The 26,988-nt window shown below is 67.3% G+C and carries 30 protein-coding genes; 9 read left to right on the forward strand and 21 right to left on the reverse strand.

Translation table 11 applies throughout. The annotated features are described in order from the left end of the window. Positions 1–499 precede the first annotated feature (499 nt). The 7 genes from IFT88_RS09245 to IFT88_RS09275 all read right to left on the reverse strand — a co-directional run bounded on the left by IFT88_RS09245 (position 500) and on the right by IFT88_RS09275 (position 6,156). Complete coding sequence (locus IFT88_RS09245) at positions 500–1,117, reverse strand: hypothetical protein (protein ID WP_192120223.1); 618 nt, start codon at positions 1,115–1,117, stop codon at positions 500–502. Positions 1,118–1,132: 15 nt separating this feature from the next. Next, positions 1,133–2,200, reverse strand: a complete 1,068-nt coding sequence (locus IFT88_RS09250) for a tyrosine-type recombinase/integrase (RefSeq protein ID WP_192120225.1) — start codon at positions 2,198–2,200, stop codon at positions 1,133–1,135. Further along, entirely contained in the window at positions 2,200–2,427 is a 228-nt protein-coding gene (locus IFT88_RS09255; protein WP_199859130.1) for a helix-turn-helix transcriptional regulator, read from the reverse strand. The genes IFT88_RS09250 and IFT88_RS09255 overlap by 1 nt, the downstream gene beginning before the upstream one ends. Before the next feature lie 1,678 nt (positions 2,428–4,105). After that, positions 4,106–4,498, reverse strand: coding sequence for a hypothetical protein (locus tag IFT88_RS09260; protein WP_192120227.1), 393 nt, complete (start codon positions 4,496–4,498; stop codon positions 4,106–4,108). Between the two features lie 24 nt (positions 4,499–4,522). Further along, the gene (locus IFT88_RS09265; protein ID WP_192120229.1) at positions 4,523–5,155 is read right to left on the reverse strand and encodes an RES domain-containing protein; all 633 of its coding nucleotides are present in this window, start codon (positions 5,153–5,155) and stop codon (positions 4,523–4,525) included. Further along, positions 5,152–5,715 (reverse strand): hypothetical protein, encoded by a 564-nt coding sequence (locus tag IFT88_RS09270; RefSeq protein ID WP_192120231.1) that lies wholly within the window; start codon positions 5,713–5,715, stop codon positions 5,152–5,154. Before IFT88_RS09270 ends, IFT88_RS09265 begins: the two co-directional genes overlap by 4 nt. Before the next feature lie 240 nt (positions 5,716–5,955). Further along, positions 5,956–6,156 (reverse strand): hypothetical protein, encoded by a 201-nt coding sequence (locus IFT88_RS09275; protein WP_192120233.1) that lies wholly within the window; start codon positions 6,154–6,156, stop codon positions 5,956–5,958. 483 nt (positions 6,157–6,639) lie between these two features. Here IFT88_RS09275 and IFT88_RS09280 point away from each other — a divergent pair, with 483 nt between their 5' ends. Beyond that, complete coding sequence (locus tag IFT88_RS09280) at positions 6,640–7,206, forward strand: hypothetical protein (RefSeq protein WP_192120235.1); 567 nt, start codon at positions 6,640–6,642, stop codon at positions 7,204–7,206. An 18-nt stretch (positions 7,207–7,224) separates the two neighbouring features. On the opposite strand, the gene IFT88_RS09285 is transcribed toward IFT88_RS09280, so the two are convergent. The 7 genes from IFT88_RS09285 to IFT88_RS09315 form a co-directional block, all read right to left on the reverse strand. After that, entirely contained in the window at positions 7,225–7,407 is a 183-nt protein-coding gene (locus IFT88_RS09285) for a hypothetical protein (protein WP_192120237.1), read from the reverse strand. A gap of 28 nt (positions 7,408–7,435) precedes the next feature. Continuing rightward, positions 7,436–7,636, reverse strand: a complete 201-nt coding sequence (locus IFT88_RS09290; RefSeq protein WP_192120238.1) for a hypothetical protein — start codon at positions 7,634–7,636, stop codon at positions 7,436–7,438. 67 nt (positions 7,637–7,703) lie between these two features. Beyond that, positions 7,704–8,099, reverse strand: a complete 396-nt coding sequence (locus IFT88_RS09295) for a hypothetical protein (RefSeq protein ID WP_192120240.1) — start codon at positions 8,097–8,099, stop codon at positions 7,704–7,706. 77 nt (positions 8,100–8,176) lie between these two features. Then, positions 8,177–8,347: a hypothetical protein gene (locus IFT88_RS09300; protein ID WP_192120242.1), complete on the reverse strand. Its 171-nt coding sequence runs from the start codon at positions 8,345–8,347 to the stop codon at positions 8,177–8,179. A 399-nt stretch (positions 8,348–8,746) separates the two neighbouring features. After that, the gene (locus IFT88_RS09305) at positions 8,747–8,926 is read right to left on the reverse strand and encodes a hypothetical protein (protein WP_192120244.1); all 180 of its coding nucleotides are present in this window, start codon (positions 8,924–8,926) and stop codon (positions 8,747–8,749) included. Between the two features lie 84 nt (positions 8,927–9,010). After that, complete coding sequence (locus IFT88_RS09310; RefSeq protein WP_192120246.1) at positions 9,011–9,328, reverse strand: hypothetical protein; 318 nt, start codon at positions 9,326–9,328, stop codon at positions 9,011–9,013. 34 nt (positions 9,329–9,362) lie between these two features. Beyond that, positions 9,363–9,596: a hypothetical protein gene (locus tag IFT88_RS09315; protein WP_192120248.1), complete on the reverse strand. Its 234-nt coding sequence runs from the start codon at positions 9,594–9,596 to the stop codon at positions 9,363–9,365. 251 nt (positions 9,597–9,847) lie between these two features. Here IFT88_RS09315 and IFT88_RS09320 point away from each other — a divergent pair, with 251 nt between their 5' ends. Next, positions 9,848–10,552 (forward strand): hypothetical protein, encoded by a 705-nt coding sequence (locus tag IFT88_RS09320; protein ID WP_192120249.1) that lies wholly within the window; start codon positions 9,848–9,850, stop codon positions 10,550–10,552. Positions 10,553–10,711: 159 nt separating this feature from the next. Here IFT88_RS09320 and IFT88_RS09325 read toward each other — a convergent pair whose 3' ends face one another. Both IFT88_RS09325 and IFT88_RS09330 read right to left on the reverse strand, forming a co-directional pair. Beyond that, positions 10,712–11,086: a type II toxin-antitoxin system death-on-curing family toxin gene (locus IFT88_RS09325; RefSeq protein WP_192120251.1), complete on the reverse strand. Its 375-nt coding sequence runs from the start codon at positions 11,084–11,086 to the stop codon at positions 10,712–10,714. Next, positions 11,083–11,634, reverse strand: coding sequence for a Panacea domain-containing protein (locus IFT88_RS09330; RefSeq protein WP_192120253.1), 552 nt, complete (start codon positions 11,632–11,634; stop codon positions 11,083–11,085). Before IFT88_RS09330 ends, IFT88_RS09325 begins: the two co-directional genes overlap by 4 nt. A 1,062-nt stretch (positions 11,635–12,696) precedes the next feature. On the opposite strand from IFT88_RS09330, the gene IFT88_RS09335 reads away from it, so the two are divergent. Continuing rightward, complete coding sequence (locus IFT88_RS09335) at positions 12,697–15,732, forward strand: hypothetical protein (RefSeq protein ID WP_192120255.1); 3,036 nt, start codon at positions 12,697–12,699, stop codon at positions 15,730–15,732. A gap of 2,412 nt (positions 15,733–18,144) precedes the next feature. Here IFT88_RS09335 and IFT88_RS09340 read toward each other — a convergent pair. Next, positions 18,145–19,278: an arsenic resistance protein gene (locus IFT88_RS09340; RefSeq protein WP_192120257.1), complete on the reverse strand. Its 1,134-nt coding sequence runs from the start codon at positions 19,276–19,278 to the stop codon at positions 18,145–18,147. 95 nt (positions 19,279–19,373) lie between these two features. Here IFT88_RS09340 and IFT88_RS17400 point away from each other — a divergent pair, with 95 nt between their 5' ends. Further along, a complete protein-coding gene (locus tag IFT88_RS17400) occupies positions 19,374–19,775 on the forward strand; it encodes a MerR family transcriptional regulator (RefSeq protein ID WP_192120259.1) in 402 nt (133 codons plus the stop codon). 134 nt (positions 19,776–19,909) lie between these two features. Here IFT88_RS17400 and IFT88_RS09350 read toward each other — a convergent pair whose 3' ends face one another. Further along, a complete protein-coding gene (locus IFT88_RS09350; protein WP_192120261.1) occupies positions 19,910–20,629 on the reverse strand; it encodes a hypothetical protein in 720 nt (239 codons plus the stop codon). A gap of 225 nt (positions 20,630–20,854) precedes the next feature. Further along, positions 20,855–21,490, reverse strand: coding sequence for an isochorismatase family protein (locus tag IFT88_RS09355; RefSeq protein WP_192120263.1), 636 nt, complete (start codon positions 21,488–21,490; stop codon positions 20,855–20,857). 47 nt (positions 21,491–21,537) lie between these two features. Here IFT88_RS09355 and IFT88_RS09360 point away from each other — a divergent pair, with 47 nt between their 5' ends. Next, entirely contained in the window at positions 21,538–22,557 is a 1,020-nt protein-coding gene (locus tag IFT88_RS09360) for a GlxA family transcriptional regulator (RefSeq protein WP_342212121.1), read from the forward strand. Between the two features lie 69 nt (positions 22,558–22,626). Then, positions 22,627–23,295: an HAD hydrolase-like protein gene (locus IFT88_RS09365; RefSeq protein WP_192120265.1), complete on the forward strand. Its 669-nt coding sequence runs from the start codon at positions 22,627–22,629 to the stop codon at positions 23,293–23,295. A gap of 78 nt (positions 23,296–23,373) precedes the next feature. Here the strand turns inward: IFT88_RS09365 and IFT88_RS09370 are convergent, their stop codons facing one another. Together IFT88_RS09370 and IFT88_RS09375 are read right to left on the reverse strand one after the other, a co-directional pair. Continuing rightward, complete coding sequence (locus IFT88_RS09370) at positions 23,374–23,886, reverse strand: GNAT family N-acetyltransferase (RefSeq protein WP_244637980.1); 513 nt, start codon at positions 23,884–23,886, stop codon at positions 23,374–23,376. A gap of 46 nt (positions 23,887–23,932) precedes the next feature. Then, positions 23,933–24,781 carry an SDR family oxidoreductase gene (locus tag IFT88_RS09375; RefSeq protein WP_192120267.1) on the reverse strand — a complete coding sequence of 283 codons (849 nt, stop codon included), beginning with the start codon at positions 24,779–24,781 and terminating at the stop codon, positions 23,933–23,935. Positions 24,782–24,846: 65 nt separating this feature from the next. Here IFT88_RS09375 and IFT88_RS09380 point away from each other — a divergent pair, with 65 nt between their 5' ends. The 3 genes from IFT88_RS09380 to IFT88_RS09390 all read left to right on the forward strand — a co-directional run bounded on the left by IFT88_RS09380 (position 24,847) and on the right by IFT88_RS09390 (position 26,952). Beyond that, positions 24,847–25,230 carry a winged helix-turn-helix transcriptional regulator gene (locus IFT88_RS09380; RefSeq protein ID WP_192120270.1) on the forward strand — a complete coding sequence of 128 codons (384 nt, stop codon included), beginning with the start codon at positions 24,847–24,849 and terminating at the stop codon, positions 25,228–25,230. A gap of 33 nt (positions 25,231–25,263) precedes the next feature. Beyond that, positions 25,264–25,881 (forward strand): hypothetical protein, encoded by a 618-nt coding sequence (locus IFT88_RS09385; protein WP_192120271.1) that lies wholly within the window; start codon positions 25,264–25,266, stop codon positions 25,879–25,881. A gap of 189 nt (positions 25,882–26,070) precedes the next feature. Further along, positions 26,071–26,952, forward strand: coding sequence for a DsbA family protein (locus IFT88_RS09390; RefSeq protein WP_192120273.1), 882 nt, complete (start codon positions 26,071–26,073; stop codon positions 26,950–26,952). Positions 26,953–26,988 lie beyond the last annotated feature (36 nt).

A 26,988-nucleotide genomic window follows, 5' to 3' on the forward strand; every position in this document is an offset into this window, starting at 1 on the left:
AGACATGGCATCCAGTTCGGGGGCTCGGGATCGAGGTTTCGTGCCACCGACGGCACCCCTCGAACTCTATGCGCTTGAATTGAAAGCGGTGACCCCAGACCGAGGGTCACGAGTCGTGTCTGCGGTGGTCGTCAGCTGCCGGGCAGACGCGGAGGTGACCGGCGCGGTGAGCACGGCGCTCGTCACCCCCGCCGCGCCTCCTGACCCCCGGCCGTCAGTGCGCGAAGAACCCGGTTCCGAACGATGCACCCTGATTCTACTGGGTGCATCGTTCGAAACCGGGTTCACGGCCGCCAGACCTCGGGCCGGACCCCGGGCGGCAACGGAAAAACCCCGCCCCGTGCGTGAGCACGAGGCGGGGTCCACCGGGATCGCCGACCCCGTCGAGCAGGGCGAGGGTCGGTGCGTCGTCACGGAGACGACCCGGGTTCCAGGCCGCACCTCGCGAGGCGGGGTGCGGCCCTGGGGCCGGGCCGGCGGGTAGCCGGCCAGACAGGTACTACTCCGTGGCGGCGGTGATCTTCGCGACGCCGACGAGCATCTCGTCCTGGACGGCGTCGGTCTTGAAGGTCTGGTTCAGCAGCGACGCGGCGTCGGGGCTGATGTGGACGGTGGTGCCTTCGAGGACGGCGTTCGAGCCTTCCATCTGGATCGGCTTCAGCGTGCCACCCCAGAGGTTGAAGAGGTAGGCGTCCTCGGCGGCGACGGTGCCGTTGGCGGTCACGGTGCCGTAGAGCTTGCTCTCGCCCGGGTCGATGCGGAAGTCGGTGAGTTCGACGACGGTGCCGTCGGCGGCGGTCAGCGACAGGCCGGAGCCGTCGTGGTCGATCTCGCCCTGGACGTAAGGTCGCACGTCGCTGTCGGGGCCGTAGTAGTCGACGTTGCCGCCCGTGATCGGGAACGCGAACGTGCCGTCGGTGAAGGTCGCGGTGCCCACGACGCCGGGGGTCAGGCCGAGGCTGGTGATCGCGTCGACGAAGGACTGGTCGACGGCGACCTGGGTGTCGACGCCGTTGCTGAGGTCGGCGATCGACGCGGCGGGCGTCGACGCGGCACTGGGCTCGGATGACGACGAGCTCGACGAGGAGGACGTGTCGGTCGAGGTGCCGGAGTCCATCGAAGCACTCGGTTCCTAAGCACCGAGTTCCCGAGCCTTCCGAACTCGCTCGATGGCAGCTGTGTCGGCGTCCGAGCCCATGTGGTGGCCGTAGGTGTCAAGGGTGAGCTGCGTCGTTGCGTGACCGAGCCAGGCAGACACCGTCTTGATGTCCACGTTGTTTTGCAGCCAGGAAGTTGCAGCGGTGTGGCGCAAGTCGTACTCGCGGTGCCCGTGGGCTGTTCCCGCCCAGTCGAGGGCTCGTTTGAAATTGCCGTTGTTCAGCTGGGCGCCGGTCGGGGTGGTGAACAGCCGCTCGTTCCGCTTGCGACCATCGCTATACCGCGCGGCGATGGCCGGAGCGTTCCCCAGTAGAGGAACGCGTCGGATTCTCCCGCTCTTCGTCTGCTTCTCTGCGTAACCGTCGGACTGTGAGCGGCGGACGATGATGGCGTCGAAGGGTTCCGTGACCACGTCACCAACTCGGAGGGCCACGAGTTCTCCCCATCGAAGGCCCGTCTCGCGGAGAAACTCGACGTAGTCGGCGTATCTCGGGTGCATGTCTCGCTGGACGGCGAGCATCGACTCGAACTCATCAGGTGTAAAGGGTCGAACGGCTTTATCGACGCGCCCGTCGCCTCGGGGCAGGCGCGCGTTCTTCACTGGGTTGTGGGGGGCGTAGCCCATAGCGACCGCGTAGTTGAAGAGCGACATGGTGCTGTCCCGGATGCGCTTCACGGTGGCGTGAGAGCGGCGCTTGGACAGGGAGGAGTACAGGGCCAAGAGCTCAGATGACTGAACGGAGCGGATGGGTCTGCGTGCAAGCTTCTGCGGGATGTGCAGCCGCAGGTTGGCCTCGTCCGTGTCGACGGTCTTCGCGGAGATGGTTCCAGCCCGCGACTCGTTGAACTCCAGGATGACGGCGGCAACAGTGATGTTCCCAGCCTTGTCGTCCTGCCACTCGTTCGTGACCAAGGCCAGCTTCTGCTTTGCCTCCCACTTCTGGGCGTCGTCCCTCTTGTCGAAGGTCGCCATGGATATCTGCTTGCCCTTGAAGTAGATGCGGGCCCGCCACTTGTTCGACTTAGCGTCTTTCTTCAGCATCAGAGGTGCGTTCCGCTGGTCGGCAAGCCGTCGAACCAGGCATCGACTGCTGCCCGGCTGAAGCGCACCGAGCGCCCGACCTTGCGGCCGACCGGCCCGTCACCCTTCTTCCGCAGGTAGTGGATGGTGCGCACTGGTATCTGGATGTACGCGCTCAACTGCTGCAGCGTCAAGTACTCGTTGTGCAGCATCGAGTCGAGCGGTTCTTCGGTCATCGTGATGGTCATGCACGACCCATGCGCGGCACCTCGGTGAACAGAACTGGCTGGCCTGCGCGACCTGTGGCCTGGTCGCAAGCGCGTCATAAATAGAGTGGCGTCAACTCGCGCGCGCCCATAGGTGGGGCTCCCTACCGACCTATTTGCGCGTGCCAAGTCTGGGGACGCGCACCAATGTCGGGTCACTCGGTGGCTGTAGAGGTGGCTCTGATCGGTTCAGCCAGGCGCGCTGAGATGGGCTCTTAGCTGGCCGCAGCCTCGGGTTCACGGCACGTTCCCGCGCGCAGTTCCACCGGACGAGATTCGCGCACGTTCCTTGGTCACGCTCAGTGAGCTGAGCGAGGCGAGTATCGCCCACAGCGCCGCTCATCCCTGGCGCCGTTCCACCTGCACTTTCAACTGCTTCGCACTTGACCCTCGTTCCGGCGCCCTCTTCCGGTCCACTCCGCTCCCCGTCAGACTTCCCGCTGCGCGAGAAGCGTCTCGGCCCCGCCGAACGCTGGCGCGTCCGTCACGGCTGCGATTCCCTCAGCTCACTCGTTCGCTGCGGGAACTCACCTGCCGGTGGGCGGGGACTTCGCTGCCGTGTGCAGCTCAGGGGCTGGTTGACGCTGTGAGCGTCTGCCTCGCCTGGCACGCCACACCACTTCGTGATGCGTCGGGAACCGCCCTCCTCGTGCGCGCAGTCTGCGTGCTCGTCACGCCTGCCGGGGGCCTCTCCGATGGCTGATTCAAGCGCACCGGGTCTGCTTCTTCCGGGACCGGTCCGTCACCCGTCACGCTCGACCGCCCCGTCAGACGACCCGCAGCCTGTCCGCACTCACCCGGCCATGAGGAAGCCCTCGGCAGGGAGCCACCTCGACACCGGATCGATACCCGAACCGCGCCACCGTCCCGGTGTCCGGAACGACACGAAGCCTCGGCAGGTGCGGCACCGGCGTGCACAGGCCAGACGCCCCGGATGACGCACCGGGAGGCGCACCGGTGGACGCCTCAGGGAGACGAGATGCCAGACGTCCGGGTGCACGGACCGAGAGACTAATTGCGACACCCCACCCGTGTGAGGCCGCCGGCAGGCAAGGTGTGTCAGCACCTGCAATCAGGCATCCGCCCTGGGGAGACGAACGGGGTGACGAGCAGAGGACCGAGCCGCTGCCACGCGTGCCGTGCACGCGGTGGACGAGCAGGTCATCGTGACAGTGCGGGGGTAGAGCTGATGCAAGGAGGGGGTCGCGAACCGACCCGGACGGGACATGTAAGGAGAGCGCGCGCAGTGTGAGGCGCCGGCGCGGAGCGCCACGCGTGCCGCGTCGTTATCGAGTTGGCTGAGTCGTGCGTGCGGGTCGCGTTCTCGAGATGGCCGGGTGAGGTGGGCTGCGGTGTCGAGGTGGTGGCGTCAGGAGGTCAGACGAGAAGGGTGTCTCATCGCGGTTGACGTGTGGTTGTTCGTGAAGGGGAACGGGGGAGGGAGCGCCAGCGACCGACCCTCTCTTCTAATCGGGCTGCCCTCTCATCTAATGGCCTCCACTCGTCAGATCGGTGTCGCCAGTTGGTCGTCAGGTTCGGCGACCGCCGGGCTCGCACGGGTCGTGCTCGCGGGGGTGGGGCTGGGGGTCGGCGACCGCCGTCGGGTGGCGCGCGACCGCGCACCGGAGCGTGCACCGCGACTGACTGAGACCGAAGCCGGTCAGACGATCGGGTCGGTGACGGCCTGGGGGTAGACCTCTCGCAGCCGTCCGAGGTCGATGGCTTCAAGTTCGGTGCTGGACGTAGTCAGCTTGTGGCCGAGAGCTTCGAGCTCGCGGACGGCGTCGATCTCGCTTGCGCTGAAGGGACGCAGCACTCCTTGGGCCCGAAGCTTGGCGTACAGCTCGACGAACTTCGCCCGGTCGAAGCCGTGGTTCTCGTCGACGGCCACTCTGTAGGTCCCGTCCATCGACTCGGCAAGCGGGAGTCGCAGGCGCAGCTCGTCGGGGATCATGCCGCGGAACTGATTGCGCTTCTGCTTGTAGTTCGCTCCGTATAAGAAGTAGACCTCGGTCCGGGAATGCCCTCCTCGTTGGACCGGCTCAGTCGTCATGCTTTCACTCCTGTCGATGCCAGGTCAGATGATCCGCAGCGCGCGCTCCGCCGGCGGCGGCGCGAGGACGGTGATGCCCGCGGCCGCGCACGCGTCCGAGCCTGTCAGCTGCTCGGCGCCGACGACAGCGAGCGACGCGTCGGGGCCCTTCGGTCCGAACAGCGCCCAGGAGTTCGCGGCTGCCTCGGTCGTGAACCGCGACGCGTACCGCACGCCGTCGAAGCCGGCCTGGTGGAGAGCGTCCGCCCAGGCGTTCGTGACGTCGTAGCGGACGGTCGCCGTCAGCTCTCGCGTGACGCCGTGGCGGACGGCTGCCTTGTCGTTGACGTGGGCGCACCGCCGCGGCGCAGGAGGCACGGTGGCGGACACTGTGAACGCGGCGGCCAGGTCGGGCGTGAGGGTCTGGTCGGTGGACAGGCGGGGGCCGAGGCGCTCGCGCACGGCGGTCTCGACCTCGTCGACGAAGTAGCAGGTGCCGTCGTCGCTGCTGTCGGGCAAGTCGAAGCGGACGGCGCCGGTGGTGCCGAAGGACCACGGCCCGAAGCTGATGGAGTGCGCCCGCCACTGTCGTGCAGCGAGGCCGTCGGCGGCCGGGAAGCTGGTGAGGTCCTGACCCGGCTGCGGTGGCTGCTGCAAGTGGTCGTTGCGGGACGTCACGACGACAGCAGCGCGCCGGCCTGGCGAGCGAGCGCGATGACGTCGTCGGCGTCACCGTCCCGCAGGGCTTGCGCGGGGGAGCGGTCGCCAAGCTCGGGGCGCGGCTCACGCACCCAGATGGCGTCACCCCACACGTCTGCGCGACGCGGGTCGAGGACGGCGAGGACACGGGCAAGGTTCGGCAGCGGGGTGCCGTCGGGGCCGTCGAACTGGAACGACGGGTAGAGGCGATGGCCCTCGGGCGTCGTCACGCAGAGCACGTCGCCTCGGCGGACCTGGCCGTCGATCGACTGGCGGCGGATGCTCTTCCAGCGTCCGAGGCTGGTGGTGTCGTAGAACGGGCCGAGCGCATCGTCGTAGACGTTCGCGCCGGGGACGCTGGCGAGCATCCGTCTGGCCATGGCATCGACTCCGCCGAGGACGTCCATGACGGGGCGGAGGTCCACGCCCTCGAGGTGGTCGCGGAGGGCAGCGAGGAGCTCCTCACGCTCGGCGATTCCGGCAACGGGCGCGACCAGGTGCTCGGTGTCGCGGCGGGCCTCAGGGGCTGGGCCTCTCATCGTTCCTCCAACGCCAGTTGCATCAGTCAAAAATACGTCGGTAGGGCACAGTTGCGACAGCCTGCTCTGACCGCGAGTGCATCCGAAGCCCCGGCGCTCACGCCCACTTGAGCAACGTGAGTGACGGCTGGACCCGTGGCATGCAGAAGGTTGGGGCGCGGTTCCTAGACAGCTCGAGCTCGACAATTAGCCCCGCCAGGACGGCATCGGCCGGCCCCACCTCCTGTCGCAGAACTGACCTCAGCGGCGGTCTGATGCCTGCCGGAGGTACGTCACCGCGAGATACGCGCTGACGAGCCCACCGGCCAGCGTGAACCACGTCGGTACACGCGACGGATCACCGATCAGCAGGACTGCTGAGGCGACGACCACCGCCGCTGCCCCGACCAGCAGAACCCAGAGCGCCGGCTTCGAACGGTTGCCGCCACCAGGTTCAGACATGGCCCCACCCTGTCACGATCGTGCGCCGGGTCGTCGAGCCAGTGACCGAGAGTGAGAGTCGACCCGTCCGTGCGGCGGTCACGAGTCGATGGCTGGCGGTGCTGGTCGCGGGTGACGGATCGTCGCTACCGTCCCGATGACGCAGACAGCTGATGCGACGACGAGAGCCGCCAGGAGGACAAACCCGCCGACCGACGTGCCCCCAAAGTGCACGACACGGATCAGCGCTGGGACGGCGCAGGACAGCCAGAGAACAGCGGCAAGACCCCAGCCGACGGATGAGCCTCTGAACGTCGGCCGCTGCAGCCGAAGCCGGCCCTGGTCACGCGATGTCTTCTCGTCCACGGTCACCCCTTCGTACTCGTTGGCCCTTCCACCGTACGTCGAGGCGAGGCGGCTCTCAAGGGCCTGGGGTCGCCCTCGCAGCGTTCTCTCCGCCTCCTGGGCGATGCCGAAGAGATCTTGGAGCGACAGGCTGTGGGCATGGCTCTCGTGTCTCTTCCTCCGCTCGGTTCTCGACATGAGGTGGTGGCATCCCACCTCGTCGCGGCCCTGGTCCTCGTGGGGTCTGTCACGTCTGCCTACTTCGGCGCTGCTGTCGCATCGCCTCTGCGCAACGCGCTCCTGAGCTCAGATCTTGACGGCGTCCGAGACCAGCTCCTGCTCTTCGCCGTGCTCACGTGCTTCGTCGGTGCGCTCGTGGCCGTGCTGGTGAGAGCCAGGTTTCCTGGCGATCGGCGCCGTGTCTGTGCCCTCTGGGGTCCGATCGGCGCGCTGGTGGCCGTCGGTCTCCTGACGGTCGTCCTCGGCGGACTTCTCGTCGTGTTGCAGCCCGTCTCGCAGGGCCTGCAGACACCCCTTCAGGCAGCTGCTGCGGCGGTATTCCTCTGGGTGCCGCTGGCCTCCTTCGCGACTTTCCTCCTCGGTCTGAGCTGGGCACTCATCGACCGAGGAGCATCAGCGTCAAGCCTGACCAGTCTCGTCGTCCTTGCCGCTGGCACTGCGGCTCCCGGAGCAGCTGCGATCGCCCTTGTGTCCCTGTCGATCTGACCTGTCGCGTGTGAACAGCTACGGGGAGGCCATGTACGCGAGGAGGACTGCCCCAAAGAGGATCGGCACGAGAGACAGCAGGGCAATGACCACGCCGCCGGCCACGCTCGCGGCGCGCTTGTCCCTGGCTAGCCAGATGCCTCCGACAACGCCGAGGGCGCCGAGGGCGCCGAGGATGATGCAAGTCCACGAGAACACCATGGGGATCCTTTCCAGCCGGCGGCGCCGGTCACGTGACGGAGATGCCCGGCGCCACCGTCACCAGCAGCACGACAGCACCGAGTAGAAGCGGCACCAGCGACCCCGCGACGATGACCGCACCGGCGGTGACGCTGAACTTCGGGCTGACGACCTCGCGGTTCCGGATGAGGAAGATGCCACCGGCGAGGCCGAGGAGCCCGATGGCCAGGCAGACGACGCCGAAGGTCATGCTGCAGATCCTCTCGAGGTGGTGGGGACGAGGCCGTGCGGCTGGGGAGCGGCACAGTTATCGAGCATCAGGCTGTACCGAACCATCGCACGCTGTCGATGAGGCCGACGATGGTGTCGACCGCGGTGAGCGTCGCGTAGGCGGCCGCAGCCACGGGCAGCGCCGGCCAGGCACGCCTCTCGACCGCGAGGACAACACCGCTTCCGAGGACGGCGGCGGCGCCGAGGACACCGACGCCGATGAGACCCGCCACGGTGCCCCACGACTCCTCGCCGTCGTTCGAGTTCGGGTCCCCAATCCACCAGCCGAGCTTGCCTCCGGCTGTGTGCAGGCCAATGCCGAGGATGTCGCGAGGCAATCCGCCCAGGAACCACGCGACGATGAAGACCGCCACGATCACGCTCGCGGCCACGGTGATGCGCAGCCAAGGGCGTGCGGGTCCTTCTCGACGTCCGCTGGTCATAGGTCCATCATCTCGGGCGGAAGCTGCGCGGACATCAGCACTGGGTAGGACGCCGAGCGGTGCGAGTGGCGAGCAGGCTACGAGCTCGCCCAGGCGAAGAAGGCGGCACCGATGAGCAGCATCGCCAAGCACACAACCGCGGAGACGAGCCCCAGCGCGATGCTGCCGGCCTTGAGGTCCCGCATGTGCCTGATGCTGACGACGATCCCGACGAACGCCAGGACCATCATGACGACGGAGATGCCCACGTCGTCAGACGACCGTGGTGCGGGACGGGCGGCAACGGGTAGATGTCACAGTCGTCTCCGATTGGGGCCGTTTGAACAGGCGTCGGTCGGTGCGGGTGGCGAGCCGGTCAAGCTGAGGCGGTCGTCTCAGACGTGTCGTCGGCGTCGTCGACGAGGAAGTCGAGGTAGCGACGTCCATCCACGGGCAGAGCCGGATCGACAGGCAGCGGGAGTGCGGGCGCACGAGCGGGCGACTTCGGCAACACGAAACGGACGCGATCGTCCGAGGCGCCGGCGGGACGCGCATAGTGCGGGATCTTGACCGCTGGGACGTCAGCGGCCCTGAGGTAGGTCGATTCGTCAGGCACGGGCTGATCATGGCAGGTCCATGAGGGCCGCCGCCAGGGAGCGTTGCACCGGCTAGCCGCCCAAGGCACCGGACATGAGCAGTGCCTTCACCATCAGCAGCGGCATCAGCGTGAACGCGGTCACAATCAGGCCGACGCCGGCCGGCACAGACCTTCGGTCGAAGACCAGGCAGAGGCCGGTGAACAGGACCACGACGAAGACCTGCGCGACGAGGATGACGAGCGGTGACACGAGAGGTCCGTTCAAGAAGGTGGGGAAAGGGTGCCGGATTGGCGGTCGGGACGGGTGGCGAGGCGAGAGGTTGGGCGACGGCCGCTACTGCGCCGACGGGCCGGCCTGCAGATCGATCGACCACTCCGACTCGGCGCACACCTTGCGCACGGCCTCGAGCAGCGACGCAGGGGCCTCCGCGAGGCCGCCCGTCGTTGTACCGAACAGCACATCGGCGAGGCTGCAGAGGTAGTGGGCGTGAGGGGTCTCGGCGTCGAGGAAGAAGCTCCCCTTCTCCACCTGCGCGCCGTGCGATCGCTCGACGGCGCCCGGGGTCATTTCCACGGCCCAGACGCAGGGGCTGGTGGCGAGACGCCAGATGAAGAGCTGGGCCTCGGAGGGAGTTCTGCTGGGTTCGGTCATGGGCAGGCCATGCGCGGCAGGAGGAGCGGGGCGGCTACGCGCTGACGCCAGCGGCCTGGACGTTGGAGAGGAAGAGGAGGGCGCCGCCGGCGATGCCAAGAGCGAGCCCAAGGACCATCGTGACGATCGGCAACGTCCTCCAGCCGTGCATGAGGCTGAGCAGGGTGATCGCGCATAGGCAGATCCCGAAGCCCATGAGGATGTACGGCACGAGCATGGTGGGGCCTTCCGAAGCAGGATCGAGGGTGGCGAGCAGCGAAGACGTCATCGACGACGTCGCAGGAACGCACTCCCGAAGGCGCAGCCGCATGCCACAGGCACGACGACTAGCCAGAAGAGCAGCGGGTCCATGCGGGAGTCATGCGCGGCACGGGGAGCGGGGCGGTGGGCTCGATGGCCGCCGGACAAGCACGGCTCTCCTTCTCCACCCGCCGCGCATGGCCAGGTCGGTACCGGTGCTGCTTCGAGCGCGCCGGTGTGTAGGCGGGCGCTAGGCTCCCAACGAGCGGGGAGGGCTCCATGAAACGCACAGCTATCGGCCTGCTCGCGATGACCGCCGTTCTGGCGCTCACCGGATGTGCGACGGGCGCCGTAGACCCCTCGAAGGGCGACCGGGCACGACCGGAAGCGCTCGAGCTCGCCGACGCCGCACTGGCGTGGCCTGGCTCCGACACCGCGCCCCTCATCACCCTCTCTCGCGGTGACTCATGCACCTCCGCTGTGCCTTCTGACTGGTTCGTAGAGGCCAGCGGCACCCGATGCTCGCAGGTCGGTCGGGCCGCCTACGCGCTCCCCGAAGCCGCCACAGCCGAGATGGCACTCGAGCAGGCAGCCGCGGCCCTACGAGACTCCAACATCTCACCCGTTGACCCCTTTGACGCAGCCCTCGACCCGGGCGCCCTCGCAGACCCCGCGCTTGGCCTCACGACCACGCACCCGGCCTCAAAGGCGTACGGCACCGACGAGACAGCCATCACACTCGCCACCGTTGACAGGTTTCTCGACCGGGTGGTGTCCGAGCCGTACGACGTGATCGTCTCGTCCACTACCGGCCTTGAAGGCGACGACCTGGCCCGGGCAACTCGAGCCACGGGGACCACGTACGTGCTAGAGATCCAGTACAGCCGCGAGTACTACAACAGCGAGGATCGCGCCGTGAACCGAGAACCGCGCAGCGGCTCATCGCCCTGCTTCGGCACAAACGGCGACTGCCCCGGCGGGTAGAGAGACGTCGACGGAGGGCCTTGGGGCTACCTCCGGGCTGCCCTCGCTGCGCGCCAGGGCTCGGGCCGGCTCGTCTCCCGGCACGCTCACCGTGGCGCTCGACACTCTGGTCGAACCGCGATGGGCGTGAGGTGAAGGCGCGGGGCGGCTAACGTTTCGTCAGGCAGGTACTGCATGTTCGAAGAGCCATAGCGCGATCTCAGGTACGTCCCCGGCCGCTCCGCTGCCCACATCTTTCATGAACGCGAACATCTCTTGCTGAGACAGCCGCAGCGCAAATCCGTTGGCAGCGAGGAACACCACCACCGAGGTCCACGCTGTCCGCTTGTTGCCGTCCGCGAAGGCCTGAGCTCTGTCGATGCCGTGCAGAAGAGCAGCCGCCTGCGCCCACAGAGTCGGGTGCGCGAACACACCGCCGAACTCAGCTTGTGGGCGCATGACGGCTGCCTCGAGACGACCTCTGTCGCGGAGCGGCGCATCGCTGTGCTCGTCGTGGAAGGCGATCACCTGCTCGACGGAGAGAAACGCGGTCACGCGTCAGCGAGCAGCGCCAGCCCCTCAGCCCAGTCAGACGAAGCTCGCCGGCCGAGACGGTGCGCGTCCACATCGGAGACCTGGCTCACCCTGCCGCGACGGACAGGCCCGTCCGCCGACATGATCGCCTGACGCGTGTAGAACGTGCGGATGGCGTCCCGAGGGACCTTGACATGCGACGGGGCATCGGCGGCGCGACCAGCGCGTGCGTCCAGCCAGGGACTGTGCTCATGCGTCAAGTCCACGAGGTCTGTGTAGCTCAACTGGCCGTAGAAGTCGACGACCGACGTGACGATGTCCGCCTCGTCCGCCGACAGGTTGGACGGCTCGTGAAGGCGGGCAGCCTCGTACTTCTGGACGCGGTAGACCGCCGGCGCAACAGGCCCGTCAGGCCACGCTTCGAAGTCGTCTGCGAAGAGAGGCTTGCCCGTCCACGCCAGTGCCCACGCCTGGGAGAAGTAGACGAGCTTCTGCAGCTTCTTCGTGTCGTAGAGGGGCAGCTTGAGGGCACCGGTGATGAAGGCAGCCACGTCGACGGCGTTCGTCATGATGTACCTCCTGCACTCGTGCTGGTGTGATTGTGGCAACAGCGTACGACACTGGGCTGTTCCGGGGTGGTGGGCGAGGCGCTAGGCGCGGCCATTGTGCCTATGCGGAGTGACGGTTAGTGCCGGCCGGATCCGGGTTGTCGAATGTATCCGCAAGCGCCAGCGATTGAGCGTAAAAGACTTGGCTGACGATGCTTTCGACTTGGTGGCGTTCTTGCTCGGTCATTTCGAGCCAAGGCTTTTGGCTGACGCCAGCCCGGACTCGGAGGGCTACCCAGTGCCTGGCGGCCGGTATGACTTGCTGCTCTATCATCGGCGGCGGGCCGCCGGCCTGTGGTGCTCGGTCCTCTTGCATGAGCGAGTCCTTTCGCTTAGTGCTTGCAACTGTGATTAATTTGTTCACCCCACGACCGCGGTGTACCCGAGGGCTGGGGAACTGGCGGTGTCGGCAGTCTGCACTCCACGTTGTCGAGGCAACCTGCGCGTTACTTGATTGTGGTGATAAACGGGAAATCACCGGTAAAACGCCACGCGCTGAAGTGACGCAGGGGCCTGAGGCGGGGGCAGCCTGCTGACCTGGCGGCCGGTTCCTCTGATGCCTGCCTTTCGAAGCTGCGCAGGATACACCCGCTGTTCCGTGTCCAGAGCCGACAGCTGGATCAAAAGAAATGCCTGACCAGGAGGCTCTTCTGGGCGGTGTGATCCAAGATCCACGACCTCGTGACAGGTGACCAAGCAGCCTCAGGCGAGGACGGGCGGAAAGAAGCAGTGAGTGCGGCCCTAGAAGAAGAAAAAGAAATTGGATCTTGGATCTCTTCTCTCTCTATGCCCCTCCAGCCCCTAGTTTCCGGGGGAGTAGGCCGATCCAGAGCCTGGATCAGCCGGGATCACACGGGTCGCCGATGCAGTCAGGAAGCGCTCGCCACTCAACGTCACCACCGCAAGTCCCAGCCGTCCCGTTTGGCTGCGCACAGAGCAGGTATGACCCACACCACGAACCCTGTCTCCGCACTCGACGTGCAGCCCTCCCAGCCGTCCTCTGACTCCTCGCACAGAGGAGACATGACCTCCAACTCATTCCCCTCGCCCCTCACCCCCTGGACCCGCGACGACTACGCGCCCCACGTCTACTACAGCGGCGCGTACAAGCTCGCCGACAGCGGCGTCTCACCGCTCGTCGCCGCCGCCCGCGGGTACGAGCACCTCGACTTCGGACAGGTCGCCGACTTCGCCAAGAAGAACGGCCTCGGGAACGCCAACAGCAAGCCCACGTCTCAGGTCAGGGCAGCCGCTAAGCGCAACGGAACCCTCGTCCTGCCCTGGTTCCGCGCTGACGTCGCCGTCCAGGACTCCGGCGACGGCCGCCGACCGGCCGCGACCACGTTGCAGCTGCGCCCGGCGAGCCCTAGGGAGAACCCCAAGACCGGCAAGCTCGTCAAGTACGAGAACCTCACGGGCAGCGAGTCCGTCATCGACGCCCACCCCTCGACCCCGCGAGAGTGGTTCACCAACGCCCGGCGTGTGCTCATCACGGAGGGAATCCTCAAGGGAGATGCCGCCCTCACCGCCCTGCTCCGCGCCAACGGCATCACCGACGACCAGCTGCACATCGCCCGCAACCAGGGCGGCGACGCCGCCTACGTTGCCCTCCGCGAGCTCATGCTCACCGTCCCCGAGTACAACCGGGTGCTCATCCTCTCCTTCGTCGGGGTGGCCAACTGGAAGCACAACGACGTCTGGGTGAGCCTCAGCCTGAAGAACCGGACGATGCTCCTCGCCTTCGACGGAGACCTCAGCACCAACTGGAACGTGTGGAACCAGGCTCACAAGCTCTGGACATACGCCCGCAACGAGGGCGCCACCGTCAACCTGCTGAACCTCAACAACACCCCCGGTCGCCCGGCCGGTGACCTCGAGATGCTCGAGCAGGGAAAGGTCGGCCTCGACGACTTCCTCACGAAGCACGGCAACTGGGACGACGTCCTGGCCACCATCGAGACGGACCTCCCCGACGCTCCGCCTAGGCCCCAAGGTGACGTCAAGGTCGGGACGTGGGCTGTCGCCGAGGACGGCACAACCGTGCAGGAGTTCGTCGCCGGGCGGGAGGGCCTGCTGGGCGAAGAGTCGCTCAACAGGTGGGTTCTTCGCAGCAACATCGGGGGGCGCGTCGAGGCGTACGTCACGCGGCGTCCTCCGATGGAGGAGGAGGTCGAGACCGGCATCTTCGGCCGCGGGTATGTCAAGGAGGACAGCCCTCGCGTGGAGAGCGTCCGCATCCGGCTGGCCTGGCTCGACGACGACGGCGACACGGTCGAGGCAACGGTCACTGGACCCCCGGAAATCCTCGAGAACCCGCCGTCCGAGTGGAGCAAGAAGGGAGCCGACGTCCCTGAAGATGTGCTCCTGCACCCGGAGTGGCCGCCCCGGAAGGGACAGGACTGGCTGCAGGCCATCAAGAGCAACAAGACCACCCCGGTCCGACGCGAGACCGCGTGGTCGAGCATGGGATGGGTCCCAGTCGACGGGTCTCCGGTCTGCGCGTTCATCTCCGGTCGCACTGTCCTCGCCAGCACGACCGCCGGGGCCAAAGCGACGGTGCCTGGCGTCACGGAGGAGATGCTGCCCGGCGCCTCGAAGTTCAGCCTCCCGCCCCTCCGAGGAGCTGTGCTCTCCGAAGAGTGGAAGGCCCAGGTCCGCAGCGACCTCCACGACCTGTACGAGCACTACATCACGCTCGGCCCCTGGACCGACCCCAACATCGCAGCCGCCGTCCTCGCCGCCGGCCTCCGCCCGTCGGTCCCGGTGAGGAGCACCACCGTCCTCTACGTCCAGGGTCCTCCCGGCGGTGGCAAGAGCTGGACGGTGTCCCACGTCCTGTCCTTCCACCAGGAGAAGAAGACCTGGACGAACAAGTCCCTCCCTGGCTCCATGAAAGACACCGCTACTTCCACCGAGCAGGCCCTCGCGCAGAGCAACGTCTGGGTGATGGACGACCTCGCACCCTCCGCCGACCGCCGGCAGAGCGAGTCCGAGCAGGCCAAGCTCGGCGACACCATCCGGAACGTCCACAACAAGTCGTCGAGGCGCCGCTCCGGCTCGGACCTCAAGGCCCGCGAGGTCTTCACCCCACGGGCACTCCTCATCGTGACCGCGGAGAACGAGCACACCATCAACTCCGTCCGCGACCGCACGGTCATCCTCGACATCGGTAAGGAGAGCTTGAACAGCCCGGTCATCGACGGTTTCGACCACTTCCGGGACAACAGCCGTGTCCCCGGACGCATCATGCACGCCTCCGTCCAGGCCATGCAGCACCTCGCCGTGCTGAACGGCTGGAACGCGATGATGCACCAGCTCGAGGGCCTGTCGCACAGGTTCTCGGAGACCGCAAAGACAGTCATCGACTCGGGCGAGAACCCCGCCAAGTCTCCCGCTCGTCACGCGCAGATGGCGGTCGACCTCATGCTCGGCCTGGCTCCCATCCACATCCTCTGCGAGATGGTCGGCTACACCCCGTTCCTTGACCTCTTCAACGCCGACAACGGCACGACCCTCCCCGAACGTGTCGCCACCGTCCTCAAGGAGGCCTACGCCTCCCAGGCCAACACCACACCGGCACGTGCGCTGCTCCGCGCCATCCGGTCCGACCTCGCCGCAGGGCGCGCGTACATCGCAGGCTCTTATGGTCTCGGCGATGCGCCGGTCCCCTCGGCGGGCACGGGGGTCAACGTGAACGCGAACGCGCAGCTGGGATGGTTCGTGGACAAGAACGGCGAGTTCGTGACGCGACCCGGGGCCGTCCCCATCGGGCACCTCATCCGTCGCCCCAAGGGTGACAACCTCGACGTCGTCATGTTCAACCGGACGCTCGCGTTCGAGACGGCCCAGAGGCACAACTCGAAGCTGCTGCCGGCCGGGCAGGAGGCCCGCAGCACGTGGCGCAACCTCAAGGACGAGGGACTGCTCCACGAGCACTACGCCAACCAGGGCACTAAGGAGAACCGCGCCGACTTCGTCTACCGGTTGCCCGGGCAGGGAGGTCAGACGCGGGGCGTCCCCGTGAACCTCAACGTGCTCCTGGGTGATCTGACCGCCTAACACCGACGCGAGGCTGGGGCATCGCTTCACTACAGGTGATGCCCCAGAGGTACGGCGCGGGGGACTGGGCAAGGGGTGATCTCCACCGAAACCGGCCCTTGAAGTTCTCCGGGCACCGTCAGGTGCGGGTGCCGCCTCTTGCTCGGGTGGGGCGCGACCCAGCGCCCCACCTCGCGCGACCGGACGCCCCAGGGTGTGGCGCGACCAAAGTCCCCTCGTACTTCTGAGGGGCGCGACCCAACGCCCCACTGGGTGACGCGACCCAAATCGTCCCGTGTTTCTGGGGGTGCGACCGGGCGCCCCAGGGTGTGGCGCGACCAAAGTCCCCTCTGTTTCCGGGGGCGCGACAAGAGTCCCCAGCGTGTGGTGCGACCAAAGTCCCCTTTGGTTCTGGGGGTGCGACCGGGTGCCCCAGGGTGTGGTGCGACGAAAGTCCCCTTTTGGTTCTGGGGGTGCGACCGGGCGCCCCAGGGTGTGGTGCGACCAAAGTCCCCTCTGTTTCCGGGTGCGCGGCAAGAGTCCCCAGCGTGTGGTGCGACCAAAGTCCCCTTTGGTTCTGGGGGTGCGACCGGGTGCCCCAGGGTGTGGTGCGACGAAAGTCCCCTTTTGGTTCTGGGGGTGCGACCGGGCGCCCCAGGGTCTGGCGCGACCAAAGTCCCCTCTGTTTCCGGGTGCGCGGCAAGAGTCGCAGGGCGTGGCGCGACCAAAGTCCCCTCTGTGTTCCGGGGCGCGACCGGGCGCCCCAGGGTCTGGCGCGACCAAAGTCCCCTAGGGGACCGAACGCTCCACCGAAGGGCCTGCAAGGAGGGATACGCAGAGGTCCGCCGCACCACGTATTGAGGGAGAGCGATCCCGGCATAGCCACGGACTAGTGCCCATTGCTTCGTTTCCGCAGGCCCGAGCGCGACTCCGGTATAAGGCCTCCGCATGCCACAGCGCCTAGAAGAATCACTCGCCGCACACATAGGAACCATGAACAATGACGAGCAGCCCAGGACCACCAACGGACGCTTCGACGGACACACCCCGACCCGGCCGGAAGTTCGTCTGGGGCGGACCCAACCGGATGACTACGCTGGCCCCAGAACACACCGTTCCTACGACGCGTACCGGCGCGCAGCGGACGGCGGGCCTGGCGTCTTTGAGGCCTTGGCTGACGCGTCCAGCATTTTCGTGTGGCAAGGCGCGTAAGCGTGCGAAGCCGACGAGGTCCAAGAACATCGGCTGCAAGGTCAACCGCCAGCAACCAGGGGGAGCACATGGGCAGTGAAGCGTTACAGGATGGGCAGCACCGGGTGCGCGGCGTCTATGGAAACGGCGACGGCGTAGTCGTCTGGGGCATGGACACCATGTGGGTGGCACCGGGGTGGCGCTTGCAGACAGTCAACGTAGGTTTAAAGGGTGGGGCACCTCTCGGTAGTCTCACCTACGTGGAGGAGGCGAGTGGTAGGCGCATCGACGTGGCTGTTCGTTGGGATCACGTTCACGACCAGCTGCAGTGTTCAGTAACTAACCGTGCAAGGGCCCAAAGCGAGCGGAATATTCTCGAGCGCGACGCACGGGCCCGTATCGGAGCCCTCTTACGCGTCAGTGCCGAACTGGGGTGGCGATTCGCGTCAAGCGAGATGTCTCGCACCGACATCTTCGAAGCCGCGGGGCTTTTGCCGGCTTCTGTTTCCATCTCTCGAACGGCACTCGAATCCGGCGGTTAGGTCGAAGATCTTTCCGAGCAGACGCCTGGTGCGTGCTGCTGTAGACCGCACCTGCTCCCCGCGGAACATGCGCATATTTGCGCATTGGGCTGGCCAGTCGCCATCTCAGGCTGGGCAACCGAGCCGCGCGGCTTGACGCCACTCGCGTATGTCGCGACAACCGGTTCGGCAGACGGTGAGCCAGCCGGGGCGACGATCCCTACGCCGCTGTCGAAGCCCACCTCAACGAGTAGTGGAGTGCGGCTGCCGCCGGTGCACTGAGCCCATCGGTACGTGTCGCCCGTCTTGACGGCGGGCTCCACGATGAGGAATCCCGCTCGCGCTGAACCGACCCGGTCGACGAAGTGACGCACGGTTGCCCACGGGGTCATTCCAGAAGACTCTGGGAATCGCCATCGGACCTCGGCTTCGGCTGCCTGCGACAGTTCTATAAGTTCTGGGTCTCGTTGAGAGCAATCGGTAGCGAACTGCATCTCGGTTCATGCGCGGCAATGCGACTCGCGAAAAGCGGGTTCGCGCGTTCTGCACGATGAGTGCAGGCTCGGACTCACGACGTTCAGCCGGAATATCCTCCTGTCATAAGGCTCTGACGTCATGGTTCGGCGACCGCCGAATGCTGAGTCAGAGTGTGGGGGGCGGGCACGACTGGCTGTGGCCGTAACCGAGGAGCGGTGGGGGCAGGGCCGTTGGGGATCCCCGGTTACTGCGCTGGCTCGGGACACGAAGCTCGCCTCACGCATTCGCTCGCACGCGGCGCAGTCCTAGGGCAGTCGGGACATGGACGCTTACCGTCGGGAGTTGGTCGTCTTAAACCGTCTATCGAGACGCTTCTCTGGCTGGCTGGCTGGCTGGCTGGCTCGGGTCTAGTCTCGCGGCCCTGGCTCGGGACTAGGCGAGGGATGAGCCGGACGAAGATCACCATGCCGATGAGTTCGACGAGCGTCTGGGTCACGACAACCACCGGAGCAAGCGACAGCGATGACGGCAAGGCCAGCGCGAGCGGCAAAACCACGAGCGAGTTCCTGGTCGCACCGCTGAACACGAAAGCACGGGTCGCTGGCACGTCGAGCCGGAAGATGCGGCCGGCACCAACGCCGAGCGCTGCCATAACGACGAGGAACCCGGCGTAGATCGGCACCAGCACGAGCAGCTGCCCCAGGGAGTCCCCGACGGCTCCCGCTTGCGAGGCCACGACGGTGAACAGGGTCGCCATCATCAGCGGCACCATCAGGCCCAGCATCGTCCGCTCGATCACGACACCGGATCGGTGTCGCCGGGCGAGTGCCTGCACGAGCGCGGCCGCGGTGAGCGGGACGACGATCAGGAGGAGGAAGGCCCGGGCGAAGGGGCCGACCTCGACTACCGCGACGCCCTCTAGGCCGATGAACAGCAGCAGGTACAGCGGCAGGAGCAGGATCTGCGCCAGCATGAGCTGCGGTGCCGCAGCGAGGAGCCGTTCTGACGCGCCGCCAGCAAGGCCGGCGAAGACGATCACGTAGTCGATGCACGGGGTCAGCAGCACCAGCAGCACCCCGAACAGCAGTGCCGGCTCGGCCGCAACGAACCGGGACAGCCCGTAGGCAACGAGGGGGACGACGCTGAAGTTCAGCACCCCGACCGCGGCGAGGAATGGTCCGTCTCGGAGGGACTTCCCGATCGCGGCGAACGGGACGCCGAGGAACGTCGCGAACAGCAGCAGCGCGAGCACAGGCTCGATCGTTGCCTCTAGGTGGTGTGCTCCCGGCACGGTGAGGCCGACGATGCCGGCAACCGCGATCGCCACCAGGTAGAGGCCGATCTGCCGGTGTTCGAGCCAGGAGGCGATCGCGTTCACGGCAGGACCGGTGTGGAGGAGGTAGGCACGTCAGTGACCGTAGAGGTTCGAGGCGCTTGAAGGTCAAGCGGCGTCGGCGGCTCTAGGGTCGCGGTGTGCGAATCTCCGAGGTCAGTAAGCGCAGCGGCGTCTCCACCACGGCGCTCCGGTACTACGAGTACATCGGGCTTTTGACCCCAGCCAGGGCCCACAACGGGTATCGCGACTACAGCCCGGACGTGCTCAGCCGCCTCGACCTGATCGAAGCCAGCAAGGAACTCGGCCTGCCCCTCGATCAGATAGGCGCACACCTCAGCACCATGGAGTCGACGTCCTGTACCGATGTCCGAGAGGCGCTACGGCCGCTCTTGGCAGAGCAGGTGCGTCAGATCGAGGCGAAGCAGGCGCGCCTCGACCGGCTTCGGTCGCGTCTCGCTCGTGCGGAGCACGATCTGGCCGAGTGCCCAGATCGGTCTGAGCGGTGCTCGACCGAGTGCGTCTTCCGTTGCAGCGCCTAGGTGGCTGCCTGCGCCCGGAGAAAGGTCGCTCACCGGATCGCGTGGCTTGGCCACCACCGTCACTTATGAGTGCGATCGGCTCGGGCGTTTCGAATGAAGCGCATGGCGAGTGATCCGGCTGTATAGACGGCGGCTTAGGCGAGGAAGGCGACCCAGACGGGCGGTTGCGCGCGGTCGATGAGAAACCAGAAGAGGCCACCGCCGACGAAGATCAAGGCGAGGTTGAGGAGGACGGTTCTTGCCGGCAGCCACGGCGTCGGGCGCTCAGTCACGGCGGTCGCATCGACGGAGCGAGCACGCGATAGTCCTTCATCGTCGCTCATAGGACGAGCATGCCCCACGACATGATCCGGCATCGAATATCGTCCCAGTAGGGGATGGTCCCTAGCGATGCGTTCAGGTGGCGTACTCCCTGTGCCACCAGGCCGACAAGTGGTCAAGGGTCGCCGTGGCTGCGCCGTCCAGACGCTCGCGAGTGTCTCCCCGATGAGCATCCGACAGGACCGCATCGCCGATGCTCGCGGTGGTTTGCTGACCACCGAGACGAGCGCGGCCGCGTACGCCCGCTCGGACATCGCGTTCGGTCCCGTGCCTTCGAGTTCAGCTGCCACCGCGGTCGTGACGTCGTCGTAGAACTCCAGGGCCCGACGTCGGAGCAGCGCACTGAGCCGACACTGCGCGGAGAACTCGCCCTTGGTCAATCCCTCGTCGTCCTCGACGTACCTGTCGATGTCCTCGAGGACGAGGGAGCGCATCGCATCGGCCGGTGACTGCTGGGGGTCTCGCCGGGAGATCGCAGCCCGGATCTTCTCGAGCACTTCGTCTGCTCGGTCGAAGACCAGGTCGGGCACCATGCACCCCGTCGTTCCGGGGTGCATCGTCCACTTCGGGGTGCGGCACCCCGCCGTGCGCGCGGGCACCTCGCCGCGGCACGCACGCATCCCTCCCTGCGCAGTGGCCACCTGAAGCCGTTTCGCGGACGAGTCCGTCGAGCTAGGCAGTCGTTCGGAACACGCATTCGGTCGAACACTTCTTGGACCGGTCGGGGCACGCGGCTCAGTCGAGCAGGGCCTATCGGGTTACCGCGGAAAGCGCTCGGCACCGGACATCGCGGAGGTGGGCAGGTTGTCCTTCGGGAGCGTTTCTCCCTCGGCCAGTGCGGTGATCCAGGCGTTTGTCGACTCGACGGCGGCGAAGTTCGAGTTCAACAAGGCCATGAGGGTCGTGTGGACGGTCTCCGCGTCGACGTGGCCGGCGTCGTTGCTGATGCTGATGGCTCCGGTCGCGTCGGAGAGGACCTCAGCGGCGATGCCGATGGTCTCTGCCTGGGCAGCGGAGGCGATGATGCAGTTGTTGGTCATGTAGCCGACGAGGGTGACAGTGTCGACGCCGTTCTCCCGAAGCCAGTCGACGAGGTCGGTCCCGGCGAAGACGGAGCCGTACTGCTTCGTGATGGCCTTCCAGGCGGGGGTGCGGCGCTGCTCGATCTCGGGGTGCAGTGCGAACCCGGGAAGGGTGGGGTTGAACACCGGGGCGTCGTCGCCGGCTGTGTGCTGGACGACGACGACGGGGATGCCGTTCGCTTCGGCGGCATCGATGGCGGCGATGATCCGCGGGAGCGAGTCCGTGGGCGCGGGGTACTGGATCTCCAGGGGGCCGGTGAAGTACTCCTGTTGGATGTCGACGAGGACGAGGGCGCGAGCGGGCGTGGTCATGGTGTGCTCCTAACAGATCACTTTCGGGGGATGACAACGATCCTGCGGTGTTCACAGAACGTCTGCCATTGGCACGCGTGCACACTTACGATGATTCCAGGCCAACAGGAAGGGGCATCGTGAGGATCGCCATCCATGCGTTCGACGGTGTAACGATGTTCCATCTCGCCGTTCCCCAGATGGTTTTCGACGAAGTGAGGAGGCAGGGCCTCGCCGACTGGGAAACGGTGCTCTTCGCCGACCGAGCGGGGTCGGTCCGGACGGCCGAGGGCTACGCCCTCAGTGGCGTGCAAGGAGTCGACGCCACGTCGGACGCCGACGTCGTCGTCGTGCCCTCCTGGATCGCGGACGGCCGGGAACCCAGACCGATCCTCCGGCAAGCTCTGCTCGCAGCCCACGACCGCGGCGCCACCATCGCAGGCCTTTGCCTCGGGGCCATCGCCGTGGCGGACCTCGGCCTCCTCGACGGTCGCCGCGCCGTTACGCACTGGCATGCGATCGACGCCCTCGACCGAAAGCACCCGCGGGTCGATGTTGACCCCGACGTCCTCTACCTCGATCACGGGGACGTCATTACTTCGGCAGGAACAGCCTCGGGCATCGACGCGTGCCTGCACATCGTCCGGACCCACCTGGGCGCCGAGGCCGCGAACAAGGTCGCCAGGAGCCTGGTCGTCGCCCCTCACCGCGAAGGTGGCCAGGCGCAGTTCATCGAGCGCCCGGTTCCTCAGGACGGGGCGGACGATCCGATCGCGCGAGCGACTGCCTGGGCACTGCAGAACCTCGGCGACGATCTGGGGGTCGACAAGCTCGCTGCCGCCGCTCACCAGGGTCGACGGACCTTCATCCGTGCCTTCCGGGCGGCCACCGGGTCCACACCCGCCGCGTGGGTCAGATCGCGCCGACTCGACGAGGCGCGACGCCTCCTGGAGGCATCGGAGCTTCCCATCGAACAAGTCGCCGCAGTATGTGGCTTCGGCAACGCCGTGACCTTGAGGCAGAATTTCGTCAGCACCTTCGGCAGCACCCCGTCGAGCTATCGCAAGCGCTTCGCGACGGTCCTCTGACGTTCCGCTTCTCTCTTTCTCGAGAAAGGGGATGACAGGTGCTTTCCCGTCGCGAGGTCAGGAGACCACATGCAACACCGGCGGTACGACGTAGCCCTCTTCGACATCGACGGAACGCTCTGCGACCCGGGCTCGGGCATCACGGACGCTGCAGCTCACGCCCTGGCCCAGATGGGCTTCGTCGAGGACGACCCCCTTGCTCTGCGTCGATTCGTCGGCCCGCCCCTGGAGCACTCGTTCCGTGATCTCTACGGGTTCGACGCGGCGGCTGTGACCGAAGCTGTCGGGCACTACCGCGAGCACTACGCAGACGTGGGGATCTCCCAGTACCGTCCGTACCCGGGCGTCGGCGAACTCCTCGAGCGCCTGCTCGCTGCCGGGGTCGAACTCGGCGTGGTGACGGCCAAGATCCAGGAATTCGCCGAGGGTGCCTTGCAGACGGCAGGACTCCGTTCCTCCTTCACGACGGTGCACGGTCGTGCTCCCGACGACGTGGTCGCCAAGGTCGTCACGCTCCGCCGCGCGATGCAATCGAGACGCGCTGCGCCGGAACAGGTAGTGATGATCGGCGATCGCGAGCACGACGTGGAAGCCGCCCTGGAGAACGGCGTCGACGTGATCGGCGTGCTCTACGGCTTCGGGACTGCCGATGAGCTCCACCGCGCGGGCGCACGGATGACGGCGGCCGCGCCTCGACGAGTAGGAGACCTCGTCCTGGGCGGGTCCGTCCCACAGTGACGACACGTGCCCCGCGGGCTTGCGTGCAAGCCCGCGGGGCACCTGTCGCGACTCGCCCCGGAGCTGGCAACGACCTCGTCAGACGAGCGGAGATCGACGTTCGATGAGGATCGTGTCGCGCCAGCGCCCCGCCTGAGGCCCGGACAGGGGTGCGGCGATCCGCTCTCGCCGACCCACCACCCGGAACCCCAGCTCGGCGTGGAGCGCGAGGCTGGCCGTGTTCTCGGGGAACACCACGCCCTGCAGGGTCCAGATGCCGGACGCTTCGGTCGACTCCACGAGGGCCAGGAGCAGAGCTCGCCCGACTCCCTTGCCTCGCGCGACAGCGTCGACGTACACCGAGTGCTCGACGACGCCGCCGTAGACGGCCCGGCGAGACACGGGAGAGACAGCAGCCCAGCCGACGACGCGGCCGGAGGCTGAGGCCGCGACGATCCGGTGCTCGGCGAGCCGAGAGGCGTCGAACTCGCCGGGAGTCGGGGGTGCTGACTCGAACGTCGCGTCGCCTCCGTCGATCCCTTGCTGGTAGATCGAGAGCACGGCGGGGAGGTCCGCCTCGCTCATCGCGCGGAGTGCATACGTGTCGTCCATCGTGATCCCGTCGTTCAGCAGGCCCGGCGCTCAACCGTACTGAGCGTCAGCCCTGCAGGTCGACCAGCCACTTCTCGACGGAGCGAGGGCTGAGACCGAGGCGTTCCTGAGCGCTCGTCGCCGGGTCGATCAGCTCGGACTCCTGGGTGGCGCGCCAGCGGTACGAGTCGACGACCGGGTCGGAGCCGGCCTTACCGAAGAGCGGCTCGATCAGGCTCCCGAAGTCGTCGGGCTCCTGGGACTCGAAGTGCACTTCGCGCCCGAGCTGCGCTGCGAAGCCGGCCGCGAGGTCCGCTCCCCGCAGTCCCGGAAGCGCGCCGACTCCGACGATGCCGGTGACCGACGTGTCGGCGAGCAGTCGTGCGACCACATCCGCGACGTCGAGGTGCGAGCTCCACGACACGGCGTAGTCCTCTCGGATCGGGTAGCGGAGCACGCCGTCCCTCTCGACGACAGACGTGACGGGAGGAAGCAGGAGGTTCTCGAGGAAGAGGCGAGGCGCGACGATCGCGACCGAGACGCCCGTCGCCGTCAGCCCCGCCGCCAGCGCGGCCACGGGGTTCTCACCCGAGCCGTCGTCCTCGGCCGAGTAGCCGCTGGTGGAGACGACCACCCGTGCGGGCCGTGCCTTGTCGACCGCGGCGACGATGTTGCGGGCGTGAGCGAGCTGCTGCTCACCAGTGCCGATCGGTAGGTGGACGAAGACGCCGTCCACGCCCTCGTAGGCGGCCGCCAGCGATGCGACGGAGGTGAGGTCGACGGCGACGGCGGTGCCGTCTCCCGAGTAGGTGGAGGGGTCGCGGACAGCCGCGGCAACGGAGGCGCCGGACTTGGTGAGCGCGGCAACGACGGGGGAGCCCTGGGCGCCCGTGGCGCCGTGGATGAGATAGGTCATGAAACCATTAGTGCATCTGGTGCATCGGTTACGTCAACTGCACTAATAGCCTAAGCTCGCTTTTCATGGCTTTCTGTGGGGATATCTGGCCCGAGTGCGGCATCGCGAAGTTCCTGACCCTGCTCGACGGCCCCTGGGCGACCCTCATCGTCCGGAACTTGCTCGAGGGGCCGGCGCGGTTCTCCGAGCTGAAGGAGTCGCTGCCGGGCATCAGCGCTCACACCCTGACGAACCGCCTCCGCAAGTTCGAGACGTCGGGCCTCGTCACCAGGACGGTGTACGCCGAGATCCCCCCGAGGGTCGTCTACGAGCTGACCCCGACGGGCCTGGGTCTCCGGCCCGTGCTCGAGTCGATGAACGCCTGGGCCCTGGCCGTCCCTGCCGTCGCGGACACCGAGGACGACCCCCCGACGACGAACGCCCACCCGCGCGCGGTGTCGGCCATCTAGGCTGAGAGCCGGAACGAGCGGGAGGCGGCCACAGTGCAGTCGAGATGGGGACGCCTGGCGCGTGGCTCATCGGCGACCCTGGCGGCGGTGACCCTGGCGGCGTTCTCGCACGTCGCGGGTGGGGGTTCCTCTCCTGGTGTGCTCGGTGTCGTCCTCGCGATCGGACTCTCGCTGCCGCTGGGGGTCGCCTTGGCGGGACGAGGGCCGTCGCTCGTCCGGCTCTCGATCGTCGTCGCCGTCTCGCAGGCAGCTTTCCACCTGCTCTTCTCCCTGGGCGGAGGAGGCGCCGCTCGCGTCGTCGTCTCAGGTGGCGGGCACCACGCGCACGAGGCCCTCGTGCTCGCAGCCGACACATCGACGTCGTCGGGCACGATGCCGGCCATGCACCACGGCGGCGCCATGTGGATCGCGCATGCCGCGGCTGCGCTCGTCACCGTAGTCGGTCTCTGGCGTGGCGAGAGGGCTGTCCGCGCTGCCGTCGGACTGGCGGACCAGGTACTCCTGACCGTGATCACGGTCTCGGGGATCGCGGCGACCACAGCACCGCAGATCGTGCGGCACCTCGTGCCGCGAGTCGCTCGGATCGTCCCCCATGCGCTCCGAACCGCGGCGCCCGCCCAACCCCTCCGAGGGCCGCCGCTCCCCGCCTGATCCGAATTGATGCACGATGCGCCGAGAAGGCGCCTCGTGTGCTTCGCCGAAGCGACCGCGCAGGCGAAGCTCCCCGCGCATCCTCGCCGTGGACGACGTCCCGGCCTGCGCCCGTCTGCGTCCCCGCGACCGGACGAGACCTCATGGACACTCCGGCACCCCGTGCCGACGAGAACGAGACGAGTCATCTTGTCGACAACACAGAATTCTGAGACCAAGCGCGAACGACGGGAGTCGGCCCGCGAGAAGGCCCGCGTCACCCGGGAGGAAGAAGCCAAGCGACGACGCCGCAACAAGTGGGCACTGCAGGGCGGCCTCGTCGTGGGCGTGCTCGCGGTGCTGGCCGTCGTGGCCCTGGTGATCACGCGGTCCCTCACCCCGGCGGGCCCTGGCCCCCTGAACATGGCCAGCGACGGCATCGTCCTGTCGGGCGACGGCGCGACCGTCTCCGCCGTCGACACGGACGCGACGCCGGCGGACGGCTCGCCCACGCCGTCGGCGCCGGGCACGGCCGAGAAGCCGAGCATCGTCGTCTATCTCGACTACATGTGCCCGTTCTGCGGCCAGTTTGACACGACCAACGCCGAGCAGCTCGAGACTTGGGTGACCCAGGGCGCGGCCGACCTCGAGATCCACCCGCTCGGGTTCCTCGACAACGCGAGCCTCGGGTCGAAGTACTCGACCCGGTCGGCGAACGCCCTGGCCTGCGTCGCGAACTACCAGCCCGACACGGCGCTCGACGTCAACACCGCCCTGTTCGCCCAGCAGCCGGCCGAGAACACGACCGGCCTGACGAACGACGAGCTGGTGACGCTGGTCCAGGGCGCCGGTGCCGACGACCCTGCCGTCGCCTCCTGCATCACCGACGGCGAGTTCACCGACTGGGTCGCGTCCGCGACCGAGCGCGCACTGAACGAACCGGTACCGAACTCCAGCCTCGCGGCGGTGTCCGCGACACCGACCGTGCTGGTCAACGGGCAGCAGTACCAGGGCTCGCCGACCGACGCCGCCGCGTTCGCGCAATTCGTGGCGCAGGTGTCGGGTGGGGCGACGGGCACGGAGGCGCCGTGAGTTCCGCGGAACCCCGAGCCGTCGTGACCATCGATG

The organism is Frigoribacterium sp. CFBP 8751, from assembly GCF_014841545.1.
In the GTDB taxonomy this organism is placed as follows: domain Bacteria; phylum Actinomycetota; class Actinomycetes; order Actinomycetales; family Microbacteriaceae; genus Frigoribacterium.

What these genes read in the sequence shown, in the direction of transcription:
- IFT88_RS09270 (WP_192120231.1), bottom strand. Translation starts at nt 5,715, where the DNA reads ATGAGAGGCCCAGCCCCTGAGGCCCGCCGCGACACCGAGCACCTGGTC.
- IFT88_RS09355 (WP_192120263.1), bottom strand. Translation starts at nt 21,490, where the DNA reads ATGACCACGCCCGCTCGCGCCCTCGTCCTCGTCGACATCCAACAGGAG.
- IFT88_RS09330 (WP_192120253.1), bottom strand. Translation starts at nt 11,634, where the DNA reads ATGACGAACGCCGTCGACGTGGCTGCCTTCATCACCGGTGCCCTCAAG.
- IFT88_RS09380 (WP_192120270.1), top strand. Translation starts at nt 24,847, where the DNA reads ATGGCTTTCTGTGGGGATATCTGGCCCGAGTGCGGCATCGCGAAGTTC.
- IFT88_RS09370 (WP_244637980.1), bottom strand. Translation starts at nt 23,886, where the DNA reads ATGGACGACACGTATGCACTCCGCGCGATGAGCGAGGCGGACCTCCCC.
- IFT88_RS09280 (WP_192120235.1), top strand. Translation starts at nt 6,640, where the DNA reads ATGGCTCTCGTGTCTCTTCCTCCGCTCGGTTCTCGACATGAGGTGGTG.
- IFT88_RS09365 (WP_192120265.1), top strand. Translation starts at nt 22,627, where the DNA reads ATGCAACACCGGCGGTACGACGTAGCCCTCTTCGACATCGACGGAACG.
- IFT88_RS09310 (WP_192120246.1), bottom strand. Translation starts at nt 9,328, where the DNA reads ATGACCGAACCCAGCAGAACTCCCTCCGAGGCCCAGCTCTTCATCTGG.
- IFT88_RS09250 (WP_192120225.1), bottom strand. Translation starts at nt 2,200, where the DNA reads ATGCTGAAGAAAGACGCTAAGTCGAACAAGTGGCGGGCCCGCATCTAC.
- IFT88_RS09315 (WP_192120248.1), bottom strand. Translation starts at nt 9,596, where the DNA reads ATGACGTCTTCGCTGCTCGCCACCCTCGATCCTGCTTCGGAAGGCCCC.
- IFT88_RS09335 (WP_192120255.1), top strand. Translation starts at nt 12,697, where the DNA reads ATGACCTCCAACTCATTCCCCTCGCCCCTCACCCCCTGGACCCGCGAC.
- IFT88_RS09260 (WP_192120227.1), bottom strand. Translation starts at nt 4,498, where the DNA reads ATGACGACTGAGCCGGTCCAACGAGGAGGGCATTCCCGGACCGAGGTC.
- IFT88_RS09285 (WP_192120237.1), bottom strand. Translation starts at nt 7,407, where the DNA reads ATGGTGTTCTCGTGGACTTGCATCATCCTCGGCGCCCTCGGCGCCCTC.
- IFT88_RS09245 (WP_192120223.1), bottom strand. Translation starts at nt 1,117, where the DNA reads ATGGACTCCGGCACCTCGACCGACACGTCCTCCTCGTCGAGCTCGTCG.
- IFT88_RS09255 (WP_199859130.1), bottom strand. Translation starts at nt 2,427, where the DNA reads ATGACCATCACGATGACCGAAGAACCGCTCGACTCGATGCTGCACAAC.
- IFT88_RS09290 (WP_192120238.1), bottom strand. Translation starts at nt 7,636, where the DNA reads ATGACCTTCGGCGTCGTCTGCCTGGCCATCGGGCTCCTCGGCCTCGCC.
- IFT88_RS09350 (WP_192120261.1), bottom strand. Translation starts at nt 20,629, where the DNA reads ATGGTGCCCGACCTGGTCTTCGACCGAGCAGACGAAGTGCTCGAGAAG.
- IFT88_RS09320 (WP_192120249.1), top strand. Translation starts at nt 9,848, where the DNA reads ATGAAACGCACAGCTATCGGCCTGCTCGCGATGACCGCCGTTCTGGCG.
- IFT88_RS09375 (WP_192120267.1), bottom strand. Translation starts at nt 24,781, where the DNA reads ATGACCTATCTCATCCACGGCGCCACGGGCGCCCAGGGCTCCCCCGTC.
- IFT88_RS09295 (WP_192120240.1), bottom strand. Translation starts at nt 8,099, where the DNA reads ATGACCAGCGGACGTCGAGAAGGACCCGCACGCCCTTGGCTGCGCATC.
- IFT88_RS09275 (WP_192120233.1), bottom strand. Translation starts at nt 6,156, where the DNA reads ATGTCTGAACCTGGTGGCGGCAACCGTTCGAAGCCGGCGCTCTGGGTT.